Origin of the sequence: Nonomuraea sp. NPDC050227, assembly GCF_044459705.1 — a bacterium.
Taxonomy (GTDB): Bacteria; Actinomycetota; Actinomycetes; order Streptosporangiales; family Streptosporangiaceae; genus Nonomuraea.
The window spans coordinates 539,693-551,601 of record NZ_JBITJF010000003.1 but is presented as its reverse complement, the minus strand read 5'-3'; the positions used below and the strand labels follow the sequence as shown (position 1 = coordinate 551,601).

The window sequence follows — 11,909 nt, the reverse complement described above, 5'->3', positions numbered from 1 at the left end:
TGACCATGCCGACCGATGACAGGGAGATCGGAATGCCGGCCTTCGACACGCCCCGCCCCATCGTCGCCGTCCTCGACCTGGCGACCGCCGCCGTCCGCGTCGTCGCGGGCGACCGCGGCGAGACCGTGGTCGAGGTCCGCCCGAGCGACGAGCACAACGACGCCGACGTGCAGGCCGCCCGGCACGTCCAGGTCCATTACGCCGACGGCAGGCTCACGGTGGCCGCCGACAGGGAGCAGGGCGCGCCGACGCTCGGCTGGGGGCTCTCGCTCGGCAAGCTCGTCGAGTCGCCCGCCGACTGGGCGCGTTCGCTGCTGCTCGGCACGGGCTCGGTGGAGGTGACGGTCGAGCTGCCGGCCGGCTCCCGCCTCGACGCCAGGACGTCCGGCGGCCTGTCGTGCCGCGGGCGGCTCGGCGACGTCACGGCGACCACCACGTACGGCGACATCCGCGTCGAGGAGGCCGGCCGGCTGCGCCTGAAGAGCACCCACGGCACCGTCTCCGTCACCCGCGCCCGCGGGCACGCCGAGATCACCACGAACCACGGCGACATCCGCGTCGGCGAGATCGACGGCACCGCCGCCGTCAAGACCGCCCACGGCGACGTGCGCCTCGGCGAGGTCACCGGCGAGCTGCGGCTCAACAGCGCCCACGGCGACATCACCGTGGAGCGCCCGCTGGCCGGCGTCGTCGCCAAGACCGCCTACGCCGGCGTGGAGATCCGCGAGGTGGCGTCCGGCACGGTCGTCATGGAGACCACCGGCGGCGGCCTGGACGTCGGCGTCCCCGAGGGCATCTCCGCCTGGCTCGACGTCAGCTCCCGGTACGGCACCGTGAACGTCGCCCTCGACCCCGGCGACGACCCCGGCGACGCGGCGCGCACCGTCGAGATCCACGCCCACACCACGCACGGCGACATCGACATCCACCGTTCCTGACGACCGAGGAGACCGACATGCCAGACGCGATCGTGGTCGAGGGGCTGACCAAGAGGTTCGGCGACGTGGCCGCCCTCGACGGCGTCGACCTGACCGTCCCGGAGGGGACCGTCTTAGGACTGCTGGGCCCCAACGGCGCCGGCAAGACCACCACGGTGAGGATCCTCACCACGCTCCTGCGACCGGACGCCGGCCACGCCACGGTGGCCGGGTTCGACGTCGTCCGCGACGCCCGCCGGCTGCGCGCCCGCATCGGCGCGTCCGGCCAGTACGCCGCCGTGGACGACCACCTCACCGGCGCCGAGAACCTGGAGATGGTCGGCCGCCTCTACCACCTGGGCGCCCGGCGCAGCCGCGAGCGCGCCCGCGAGCTGCTGGACCGCTTCGACCTCGCCGACGCCGCCGACCGCCCGGTGCGCGGCTGGTCCGGCGGCATGCGCCGCCGCCTCGACCTGGCCGGCGCGCTGGTCGCCGACCCGCCCGTGCTGTTCCTGGACGAGCCCACCACCGGCCTCGACCCCCGCGCCAGGATCGCCCTGTGGGACGTCATCGCCGAGCTCGTCCGGGAGGGCACCACCGTCCTGCTCACCACCCAGTACCTGGAGGAGGCCGACCGGCTCGCCGACCGCATCGTGGTGGTCGACCACGGGCGGGTGATCGCCCGCGGCACGGCCGAGGAGCTGAAGGACCAGGTCGGCGGCGACCGCATCCAGCTCTCGGTGACCAGCGCGGCGAGCCTGGACCACGCCGCCCGCGCCCTGGCGCCGCTGGCCCTGGGCGAGATGCAGGTCGACGCCGCCGCCCTGCGCATGACGATCCCGGTGACCGGCGGCGCGGCCGCGCTGACCCGGGCGCTCGGCCACCTGGCCGCCGAGCGGATCGCCGTACGCGACGCCGGGCTGCGCCGGCCCACCCTCGACGACGTGTTCCTCACCCTCACCGGACGCCAGGCCGCCGACAAGACCGAGGAGACCGTTCGATGAACGCCTTCCAGCTGGCCGCCGCCGACGGCCTGACCATCGCCAGGCGCAACGCGCTCAAGATCCGCAGGGCCCCCGACCTGCTGGGCGGCGTGATCATGCTGCCCATCGTGTTCGTGGTGCTGTTCACCTACGTCTTCGGCAGCATGATCGAGCTGCCCGGCATGTCCTACGGCGAGTACCTGCTGCCCGGGATCTTCGTCATGACGATCGTCACCAGCGCGCAGATCACCGGCTACACGCTCACCCAGGACCTGCAGAAGGGCATCTTCGACCGGTTCCGCACCCTGCCGATGTCCCCGACGGCGGTGCTCGCCGGCCAGACCGTCAGCGACGTGATCATGAACGTCACCAGCATCGCCACCATGGCGCTCGTCGGCCTGCTGGTCGGCTGGCGCGTCCACAGCTCGCCGCCGGAGGCGGTGCTCGGGTTCGCGATGCTGCTGCTGTTCGCCTACGCCTTCTCCTGGGTGACGGCCACCGTCGCGCTGGCCCTGCGCACGCCCGAGGTGTTCAACAACCTCGCCACCCTCACCTCGTTGCCGCTGGTGTTCCTGTCCAACGCGTTCGCCGACAGCACGCGCCTGCCCGGCCCGCTGCGGCCGATCGCCGAGTGGAACCCGGTCTCGACGCTCGTCCAGGCCGCGCGTGAGCTGTTCGGCAACACCAGCGCCGCACTGCCCCAGCCCGCCGCCTGGCCGCTGCGGCACGCCGTGCCGGTGTCGCTGCTGTGGTCCGTGCTGCTCCTGGCCGTGTTCGTGCCGCTGGCCACGCGGCTGTACAACAGGGCCGTCAGCCGATGAACACCGTCTCGGGCGCGGACCGCGAGCGGGCGGTCGAGCTGGTCCAGCAGGCGTACGCGGACGGCCGGCTCGACCCCGGCGAGCTGGAGCGGCGGCTCGAACTGGCGCTCACCGCCACCTCCGCCCGCGAGCTGGCGCCGATCGTCGCCGACCTGCCGGACGAGGTGGTCCGGCTGGGCTCCACCGGCGGCGCCGTCACCCGGACCGGCGACTGGGAGGTCCCGCGCCGCCTGTGCGTCGACTCCAAGTACGGCCGGGTGCGGCTCGACCTGTCGCGGGCCCACGTGCCGTACGCGCGCGTCGACATCGAGCTGCTGCTGGCGTACGGCAGCGCCACGATCGTCCTGCCCGCGGGCGCCACCGCGAACGCCGACGGGGTGCGGTCCGAGTGGGGGCGGGTGACCTGCAAGGTCCCCGGCCGGCCCCGCCCCGGCCACCCGCACGTCCAGGTGACCGGCGACCTCCCCTACGGCCGCCTGCTCATCCGCCCGGCCCGCCGCTGACCGGGCCCCCGGCGGCTACCCGTTCAGGTGGCGGCGGAGGAAGTCGAGCTGGAGGAGGAGCAGGCCCTCGAAGACGTCCTCGTCCGAGGTGGGGGCGTGGGAGGCGCCGGACAGCGGCAGCACCTCGTGCGGGCGTCCCGCGGCCAGCAGCGCGGACGACAGGCGCAGCGTGCCCGCCGGGAACACGTTGTCGTCGGACAGGCCGTGGACGAGCTGCAGGGGGCGGGCCAGGGTGTGCGCCTCGACCAGGGTCGAGCAGGCTTCGTAGCGGTCGGGGTGGCGGTCCGGGTGGCCGAGGAAACGTTCCCGCCAGTGGGTGTCGTACAGACGCTGCTCGCTGGTGCCGGCGCCGGCGACGGCGGCGTGGAAGACGTCCGGACGCCGCAGCACCGCCAGGACGGCCAGCGTGCCCGCGAACGACCAGCCGCGCATCGCGACCCGGCGCAGGTCCAGCTCCGGGTGGCGGGCGGCGACCGCGTGCAGGGCGGCCACCTGGTCCGCCAGCACGGGGCCGAACATGTCGCCGTGCACCTCGCGCTCCCAGGAGGGGCCGCGGCCCGGCGTGCCGGCCCCGTCGGTGACCAGGACGGCGAACCCCTGCTCGGCGAACCACTGCGAGACGAACATCATCGGCGCCTGCTCGTCGGTGACCCGGCGTCCGGCCGGCCCCGCGTACGGGTCCAGCAGGACGGGCAGCGCCGGGTCGCCGGGGCGGTGCCAGGAGGGCAGGTGCAGGTGGCTGCGCAGCTCGCGCCCGGTGGTGACGAGCGACAGCCGGCGCAGCGCCAGCACCGGCCGCTGCGCCGCCGACGCCACCTCGACCCCGCTCCGCGCCGGGGACGCCGCCCCGGCCGCGGGGCGTTCCACGCGGACGCGCTCGCCCGGGTGCTCGGCGGTGCGGATGACGTGGACGAGGGTGCCCCCGCGCCGGGTCCCGCCGTGCACCCCGGGCGCGACGCTGAGCCGGTGGGCGCCCGCCGCCGGGGTGTGCAGCCACAGGTGGGTCTGCGCGGGGTCGTCGGAGGCGGTGAAGAGCACGTCCTCGCCGTCCACGCCGAGCACCGCCTCCAGGTGCAGGCCGGGCGGCGTGACCGGGACGCCGCCGACGGTGAGCCGCCGCGTGCCGTCCAGGTCGGCGTGGGCGACCAGCCGGCCGGAGCCGGTACGGGCGGGCGTGCCCGGGACGAGCTGCACCCAGTACGGATCGTGCTGCTCGGCCAGCAGCCGCGTCCGGCCGGAGTCCGGGTCGGCGGCCAGCACCCGGACCGTCCGCTGGTCCCTGCTCTGCACCGACAGGTACGGGCCGTGGGCGTCCCAGCCGGCGGCCGTCACGTACTCGAAGGCGGTCCGGTCCCAGGCGACCTCGACGCGCCCGCCGTCCACCCCGCCGTCCACCCTGCCGTCCACCCCGGCGATCCAGAGGGTGACGTCGGCGTTGGCGGTGCCGGCCGCCGGGTACCGCACGGCCCGGGGCGGGCGCGCGGGCTCGGCGGGGTCGCCGACGTGCCAGAGCGCGACGCCGGCCTCGTCCACCCGGGTCGTCAGCAGGCGGGCGCCGTCGGGGGACCACCAGTAGCCGCGGGATCGGCCCATCGAGGCGGACGCGGCGTACTCGGCCACGCCGAACCGCACGTCCGGCCCGTCGGGCTCGGCCACGGCGCGGTCGCCGGCGCCGTCCGCGCCGATCACCCGCAGCGCGCCGCCGGAGAGGTAGGCGACCAGCCGCCCGGCCGGGTCGGGCCGCGGGTCGCGGGCCGTGCCGGGCACCGGCAGCGTACGGGCCGCGCCGGTGGGGACGTCCACCGCCCACAGCGCGCCCGCCAGGGTGAACACCGCCAGGCCGGCCGCGTCGTCCGTGGCGTAGGAGCCGATCCCCTGGGTGCCGCCGCCGGTCAGCGCGGCGGGGTCGGCGAGCAGCCGCTCCTCGCCGGAGCCGGCGTCCAGGGCCCAGAGGCAGGTGACCGGGTCGTCGCCGGCGCGGCTGCGCAGGAACAGCACGACGGAGCCGTCCGCCGAGACGGTGAAGGCCGAGGGGGCGCCCAGGGTGAACCGCCGGGTGCGGGCGAACTGCCGGGGCAGGCTGATCTTGGTGTCGTCGTCGTGGTGCGGCATATGTGCCTGGTTCCTCTCACTGTGGTCCGGTTTTCGGGCACGACAAAAAGCGCACACCGTAGTGGTGTGCGCTTCGTTCGTGTCAGGTGATCGGCGGGACTTCTCGCGCGGCTCCCGCGGCCGCCTCCTGCTGGCCGGGACGATCTCCGCGGCCGAGCTCCCGGACATTTTACTACATGATCATCCGCGTGGCGGCGTGCGTGTGACCGGGGGAGATCCCCGGCGGCCGCCCGCGTCGGGCCGGATCGGCTCTGGTACTGTGACGGTCTCTGGCCGAGATCGTCCGTAGGAGGTGAGACCCATTACCGCTTCGTCAGGCTGGGGCTCCCTTCCGGCACACGTCCGGCCCGCCTGGGCCAGGTGACCGCGGGGAGCGCCCATCGGCATCCCGAAAGGCTCCCCATGTCCCCCTCCCCGATCCCCATGTCCGCCGTCGTCACCCGGCTGCGCGCCGCCGGCTGCGTCTTCGCCGAGGACGAGGCCGAGCTGCTGGTCTCCACCGCCCGTACCCCTGCCGAGCTGGCCGGGATGGTCGAGCGCCGGGCCGGCGGGCTGCCGCTTGAGCACGTCCTGGGCTGGGCGCGGTTCTGCGGCCTGCGCGTCGCCGTCGAGCCCGGCGTGTTCGTGCCGCGTCCGCGCACCGAGTTCCTCATCCGTCAGGCCGTCGCGCTGGCCCGCCGGGCCGGCCGCCCGCCCGTCGTGCTCGACCTGTGCTGCGGCACGGGCGCGATGGGCGCCGCGGTCGCGGCGGCGCTGGGGGAGAGGGCCGAGGTGCACGCGGCCGACCTCGACCCCGCCGCCGTGCGCTGCGCCCGGCTCAACCTGCCCGGCGGCCACGTCCACCAGGGCGACCTGTACGACGCCCTGCCCGGCTCGCTGCGCGGCCGCGTCGGCATCCTGATCGCCAGCCCGCCCTACGTGCCCACCGAGTCGGTCGGCCTGCTGCCGCCCGAGGCGCGCCTGCACGAGCCGCTGATGGCGCTCGACGGCGGCGGCGACGGGCTCGACGTGGTGCGGCGGGTGATCGCGGGGGCGTCCGGCTGGCTCGCGCCGGGCGGCCATCTGCTGGTGGAGACCAGCGAACGGCAGGCCGCGGCCACCGTCCGGGCCGCCATGGCCGCGGGGCTCCCGGCGCGAGCCACGGTCTCGGAGGAACTGGACGCCACCGCCGTCATCGCCACCCGCCCCGCCTGAGCCCCGTACCCACTCCAACCGGACCGCGGCGGGCTGAGCTGCGGCGGCGCTGCTGGGGGCGGGCAGCGCGGTGCCCGGCGCGCCGGAGCGTGCCGGGCACCGCCCGCGTCCTCACGGACGCTGCGGGCGGGTGGGGTTGGCGGTGGTCCCCGTCGTGGTTCCGGTGGTACCCGTGGTCCCGGTGGTACCTGTGGTCCCTGTCGGGCGGGTGGTCATGTGCTCAGCCGTCCCCACCGGGTTGCGGCCCTTGCGCAGGCCCGCCAGCCCCAGCAGTCCGAGCAGCCCCAGCAGGCCCCACAGACCGCCGTTGCCGCCGCCCTCGTCGTATTTGTTCTCGGTCGGTTGCGGGCTCGGCGTCGCCTGGCTCTGGACGACGGGCGTGTCCGCCACAGCGGTGGCGGCCGGGGCCAGCGCCAAGCAGAATGCCATCCCCAGGCCGGTGAGCGTCTTGCGCATGTGGGTTCCCCCGGATCCGGCGGCCCTCAAGGCGGAGAGCCGCCTGTCGCGCCTTCCGGGCGACGGCCCGGAAGGTTCCCCCGAAATGGAGCGAGAACTCCATACTCGCTGGTAGACCTACCCCCACCCGCGCAAACAATCCCCACAAACCAGGACATACCGCCATAGTTGGGACGGCAGGCGTTCAGGCGATGGCCGCCAGGAGGCCGGTCAGCGCGTCGGCCTGGGCCAGCCCGCTGGCCGCGGCGATCTCGTCCAGGGTCTGCGCCGGGCGCACCTCGCTCAGCCGGACGTCGCCGTCCGCCGTGACGGTGAAGCCGTGCACCGCCGGATAGGGCAGGCTGTTGTAGGCCCACGGGGTGGAGAAGTAGTAGGCGCCGGTGTCGTGCAGCACGACGATGTCGCCCTCGGCCAGCTCCGGCAGCTCCCTGGCGTGCGCGACCACGTCACCGGCGAAGCAGCACGGGCCCGCGACGTCCTGGGCGAGCAGGGGGCCGTCCTTGGGGTCGCCCGACGGGCCGTACGCGCCGACCCGCAGCGGCCAGGCGTCCGGCATGAGCACCGTGCGGGTGGCGACCTGCGCGCCCGCGTGGGTGATCGCCACCCGCCGCCCGCCCGCGTCCTTGGTGTACTCCACCAGCGCCGCGACGAAGCCGTTCTTGGCCAGCAGCGACCGGCCGAACTCGGTGACCAGCGCGTACCGGCCGTCGAACAGCCCGGGGACGGCCGCGCGCAGCGTGGCGACGTAGTCGGCGTAGGTGGGGGCCACCTCGTCGCCGTCGAAGTTCACCGGCAGGCCGCCGCCGATGTCGATGCTGGTGATCTGCCGGACCCCGAGCGTCGCGTTGATCTCCTCGGCCAGCCGGTAGGTCTCGGCGATGCCCGCCGCGATCAGCTCCAGCGGGCAGCCCTGGGAGCCGACGTGCGCGTGCAGGCGGGTCAGCCACGGCCGTTCGGCGAAGGCGCGGACGACGGCCTCGCGGGCCCCCGGGTCGCGCAGCGCGACGCCGAACTTGGAGGTGGCGGTCGCGGTGCTCATCGCGCCGATCGTGCCGGTGCCGACCTGCGGGTTCACTCGCAGCCCCAGCACCGAGGAGGAGTCCGGCGCGCGCAGCTCGTCAATGCGGCGCAGCTCGGCCAGGCTGTCGGCGTTGACCGCGACGCCCAGGGACAGGGCCTGGCGCAGCTCCTCGCGGGTCTTGGCGGGGGAGTCGAAGACGATCGTGCCCGGCGCGAACCCGGCGTCCAGCGCGATCCGCAGCTCGCCGGGGCTGGCCACCTCGCACCCCATGCCCGAGGCGGCCAGCAGCCGCAGGACGGGGATCAGCGACGCGGCCTTGGCGGCGAAGGTGTGCAGCACGTCCGGGACCTCGCCGAACGCCTCGTGCAACGCCCTGACCGAGTCCCGCACGCCGGCGGTGTCGACGAAGCCGGCGACGGGCTCGCCCGGGCCGAGCGCGCCGGCGCGTACGGCATGGCGCAGCACGTGGGCGGCGCGTTCGGCGGTGGTGCCGCGGGCCGGGGCGGGCGCGAGCGTGGCACTGCTCTGGATCACGTCCAAGGCTCCTGGATGCATCGGGAAAGAGGGAGTTTCGGAGGGGGGCCAGACGAGATTCGGCCATGACCGCAGGCCAAGTCTTCAGCCGGGCGGACAAAGCCCGCCTACGGCTTTGTCCACTCGGCCAAGAAAATCCGGAGCCCCAGGTCAGGCGGCCAGGCGCACGGCGAGCGTGAGCAGCAGCCGGGTGTCGGGGTCGTCGAGATCGACGCCGAAGCGCTCGCGGACGCGGCGCAGCCGGTAGCGCAGGGTGTTCGGATGCAGGACCAGCCGGCGGGCGGCGCGGCCGACGTCCCCGGCGGCGTCGAGGTAGGCGGCGATCGAGCGGACCAGCTCGCCGCCCGCCGCCAGGTCGGCGTGGACCAGGTCGTACACCGGGCCGCTGCCGCGTTCCCACACCGGGCGGACGGCGTCCAGGACGCGCAGCACGTCCAGGGCGGGGCCGAGGTCGGCCGCCAAGGCGTGGCGGGGGCCGGCGGCGCGGGCGCGCAGGACCCGTACGACCAGGTCGGCCTCCTCCCGCGAGGCCGCCGCGACCAGCGGCGAGGCGGCCACCGACCCCGCCCCCACCAGCACCGCGGCGGCGCCCGGCGTCGAGGCGGCCAGCCCGTCCAGCTCCCGGGCCAGCCCGAGCACGTCCCGCTCGTCGCCGCCGCGCACCGGCACCAGGGCCAGCACCCGGCCGGTCTCCCGCAGCACCCGCACCCCCGTCCGGTAGGAGGCGGCGTGCAGCGCGAGCACCTCCAGCACCCGTTCACCGGCCGGGCCCCGGGCCGCCGCGCCCTCGCCCGCCGCGTCGGGGCCGGTCTCGGCGATCACGACGGCGCAGCGCAGGTCGGGCGGCAGGCCCAGCGTCCAGGCGTGGGTGCTCATGTCGCCCTCGCCGCCCAGCAGCCCGCGCAGCGCGTGCTCCTCGCGCAGCCGCGCGCCGCTCTCCCGCAGCCGGTGCTGCACCAGGTACGGCACCGCCACCTCCGCGGCCCGGCTCAGCGCGCTGGCCGCGTTGGGCGACAGGCTGCGGCCGTCGGCGGCGGCCCAGATCGAGCCCAGCATCTCCCGCCCGCTCCGGATGGCGATGATCAGCCGCTCCGGGGTGTCGCCGTCGGCGGGCCGGTGGATCACCTCGCCGGAGGACCACAGGGTGCGCAGCAGGCCGCTGCGGCGCAGTTCGTCCACCCGCCAGTCGGGCACCCGGCCGCCCAGGATGGTGGAGCGGCGCAGCTCGTCGGCCTCCGGCCCGGTGGCCGAGTGCGCCAGCACGCGGAACTGGGTGTCCTCGATGGTGATCGAGCCGCCGGTGAACTCGGCGACCACCGACGCCAGCGCGGCCAGCCCGCCGCCCGCCGTGGCCTCGGCCATCCGGTCGCCGCGTCCCGCCTCGCCGTAGGCGGCGGCCGAGCGCAGCAGGGTCGCCACGTCGTCCCAGTCGGCCCACTCGGCGCGGGCCAGCAGGGCGATGCCGACCTGCTCGGCCGCGTCGAGTGCGTCGTCGGCCAGGTCCTCGCCCGCCCGCACGACCACCGCCGCGGCGCCGCGCCGCGCCGCCTCGCGGATGGAGGCGGTGGCCGCGCCGGTGGAGTGGAACAGCCCGGCCGCGAGCACGATCCGGCCCGCGTACGAGCGGGCGGGCCCCTCGTCGCCGATGATCATCCCGGACACGTGCACGTCCTGGCCCGACGGCGCGAGCAGCAGCCGCAGGACGCCGCCCTCGTCGAAGGCGAGCAGTTCGCGGAGGGTGATCTGCCCCCGTTTGTTCATGACGGGGAGCATACGCAGGTCACGACGCCTGGCAGGCTGGGGGCCATGCGATTCGGCGTACGCCAGTTCGAGCTGGCCCTGATGCACCGCATGCGCGACCTCAACCCGCGACGCGTGGAACAGGCGCTGGCCGACCTGGACGCCTCCCGCGCCGAGCTGCGCGCCGCCCACGCCCACTGGACCCGGCTGGCCCACGCCCCTCGGGCGCCCAAGGGCCGGGCCGCGCTGCGGATGGCGCTCGGCCCGCCCGCGTACGCCGGCGAGGCCCCGTTCGGCAGCCTGACCTGCGACGTGGCCCGCTGGCGGCTGCCGTCCTGGCCGGAGCTGGAGTTCGAGGCGCTGACCGGCCCCGGCGGCGAGGTGTGGAACCTGTGGTTCGTGCGGGCCGGCGGCGACCGGCGGCTGTCGGCCGCCGACCTGACCCCGTGGGGATGCGTCGTGGCCGACGTCGCCGCGAGCTTCCCGGTGAGCTTCCAGGGCGAGGGGTCGGCCCCGCACCACTGGGCGGTCGACTTCGCCTGCCAGGGCACGTCCCGCCGCGCCCTGTTCGTGTACGGCCTCCTCCAGCGCCTGGACTGACGCCCCGGCGCGCCCCCGTGCCACCCGGCCCCCGCCTTCGCGTCGGGTGGCACGTTCCAGAGGCGGCCGGAGGTCAGGCGGTGACGAAGTCGGCGACGACCATCGTGGCGTCGTCCTTGGGCGCCGCGGCGGCCACCTCGTCGTACAGCCGGTCCAGGCAGGCGGCCGGGGACGGGCCGACGGCCAGCAGCTCGGTCAGCCGGTGCTCGCCCAGCGCCTTCAGCACGCCGTCGGTGACGACGGCCACGCGGTCGCCCGGCCGCAGCGGCACGGTGCCGACCTCGGGGTTCAGCGTGGAGGCCAGCCCGATCCCGCGCAGCAGCGGCCCGTCGTCGAAGGAGTGCGACGTGGTGAGCCGGCGCGGCTTGCCGCCCTTGGCGCAATGCCAGATCGCGCCGTTGCCCACGTGGGCGAAGCGCAGGCACGGCGTCTCCCCGGGGACGAGCACCAGCAGGTCCATCGTCGTGACCAGCGCCGGCTTGGACGGCGTGCGCAACGCGGCCCGCCGGACGGCCCGGTGGGCGGCCTGGGTGCACTCGTCCATGTCCTCCTCGCGCCGGGCGGAGTGCTGCGGGCGGGCGGCGACCACGGCGCCCAGGGCCAGCGCGGCCGCCGTGTGCGCGACCTCCGTGCCGCCCTGCCCGTCGGCCAGCGCGATCAGCCGCTCCTGGACGACGTAGGCGTCGGAGGGGTGGCCGTGCGAGCCGTCGTACGTGCCGCCCGCGGTCACCAGCCGGGGCCGCGCCGCCGGCATGCCGGGTGGCCAGTCCCCCCGGCGGCCCCGGACCGCCATCACCGAGAGGCAGCCGAGCAGAATCGAGATCGAGAAAACAGTCATGATCGTCCCTCCCGTCGCGCGCGACGACACCTGCCCAGTACATCCCTCTTGCGCGGGATGCGACTGACGGCCGATCAGCCGTCGTGGGGGGGGGGGGGGGGCGGCGCGGGGCCGGCCCCCCCCCCCCCCCCCCCCCCCCCCCCCCCCCCCCCCCCCCCCCCGCGCGAGCACCACCACCGAAAGAAATTGG

The 11,909-nt window shown here is 75.7% G+C and carries 11 protein-coding genes; 6 read left to right on the top strand and 5 right to left on the bottom strand.

Annotation, left to right across the window (positions count from 1 at the left end; genetic code table 11):
• Positions 1 to 5: 5 nt before the first annotated feature.
• The 4 genes from ACIBK9_RS14875 to ACIBK9_RS14860 are packed head-to-tail and all read left to right on the top strand — an operon-like array spanning position 6 to position 3,224.
• A complete protein-coding gene (locus ACIBK9_RS14875) occupies positions 6 to 938 on the top strand; it encodes a DUF4097 family beta strand repeat-containing protein (protein ID WP_397158386.1) in 933 nt (310 codons plus the stop codon).
• A gap of 17 nt (positions 939 to 955) precedes the next feature.
• Positions 956 to 1,921 carry an ATP-binding cassette domain-containing protein gene (locus ACIBK9_RS14870; RefSeq protein WP_358299598.1) on the top strand — a complete coding sequence of 322 codons (966 nt, stop codon included), beginning with the start codon at positions 956 to 958 and terminating at the stop codon, positions 1,919 to 1,921.
• Entirely contained in the window at positions 1,918 to 2,721 is an 804-nt protein-coding gene (locus ACIBK9_RS14865) for an ABC transporter permease (RefSeq protein ID WP_397158384.1), read from the top strand. Before ACIBK9_RS14870 ends, ACIBK9_RS14865 begins: the two co-directional genes overlap by 4 nt.
• The gene (locus tag ACIBK9_RS14860) at positions 2,718 to 3,224 is read left to right on the top strand and encodes a DUF1707 domain-containing protein (RefSeq protein WP_397158382.1); all 507 of its coding nucleotides are present in this window, start codon (positions 2,718 to 2,720) and stop codon (positions 3,222 to 3,224) included. Before ACIBK9_RS14865 ends, ACIBK9_RS14860 begins: the two co-directional genes overlap by 4 nt.
• A gap of 15 nt (positions 3,225 to 3,239) precedes the next feature.
• Here ACIBK9_RS14860 and ACIBK9_RS14855 read toward each other — a convergent pair whose 3' ends face one another.
• Positions 3,240 to 5,336, bottom strand: coding sequence for a prolyl oligopeptidase family serine peptidase (locus tag ACIBK9_RS14855; protein ID WP_397158380.1), 2,097 nt, complete (start codon positions 5,334 to 5,336; stop codon positions 3,240 to 3,242).
• A gap of 402 nt (positions 5,337 to 5,738) precedes the next feature.
• Between ACIBK9_RS14855 and ACIBK9_RS14850 the strand changes: the two genes are divergently transcribed.
• A complete protein-coding gene (locus tag ACIBK9_RS14850) occupies positions 5,739 to 6,530 on the top strand; it encodes a putative protein N(5)-glutamine methyltransferase (RefSeq protein ID WP_397158378.1) in 792 nt (263 codons plus the stop codon).
• Between the two features lie 111 nt (positions 6,531 to 6,641).
• On the opposite strand, the gene ACIBK9_RS14845 is transcribed toward ACIBK9_RS14850, so the two are convergent.
• The 3 genes from ACIBK9_RS14845 to ACIBK9_RS14835 form a co-directional block, all read right to left on the bottom strand.
• The gene (locus ACIBK9_RS14845; protein WP_397158376.1) at positions 6,642 to 6,986 is read right to left on the bottom strand and encodes a WGxxGxxG family protein; all 345 of its coding nucleotides are present in this window, start codon (positions 6,984 to 6,986) and stop codon (positions 6,642 to 6,644) included.
• Between the two features lie 184 nt (positions 6,987 to 7,170).
• Positions 7,171 to 8,541 (bottom strand): diaminopimelate decarboxylase, encoded by a 1,371-nt coding sequence (locus tag ACIBK9_RS14840; RefSeq protein ID WP_358299616.1) that lies wholly within the window; start codon positions 8,539 to 8,541, stop codon positions 7,171 to 7,173.
• A 150-nt stretch (positions 8,542 to 8,691) separates the two neighbouring features.
• Positions 8,692 to 10,302, bottom strand: a complete 1,611-nt coding sequence (locus ACIBK9_RS14835; protein ID WP_397158374.1) for a PucR family transcriptional regulator — start codon at positions 10,300 to 10,302, stop codon at positions 8,692 to 8,694.
• A 45-nt stretch (positions 10,303 to 10,347) separates the two neighbouring features.
• On the opposite strand from ACIBK9_RS14835, the gene ACIBK9_RS14830 reads away from it, so the two are divergent.
• Complete coding sequence (locus ACIBK9_RS14830) at positions 10,348 to 10,881, top strand: hypothetical protein (protein WP_397158373.1); 534 nt, start codon at positions 10,348 to 10,350, stop codon at positions 10,879 to 10,881.
• Between the two features lie 73 nt (positions 10,882 to 10,954).
• Here the strand turns inward: ACIBK9_RS14830 and ACIBK9_RS14825 are convergent, their stop codons facing one another.
• Complete coding sequence (locus ACIBK9_RS14825; RefSeq protein WP_397158371.1) at positions 10,955 to 11,719, bottom strand: PP2C family protein-serine/threonine phosphatase; 765 nt, start codon at positions 11,717 to 11,719, stop codon at positions 10,955 to 10,957.
• Positions 11,720 to 11,909: the final 190 nt, after the last annotated feature.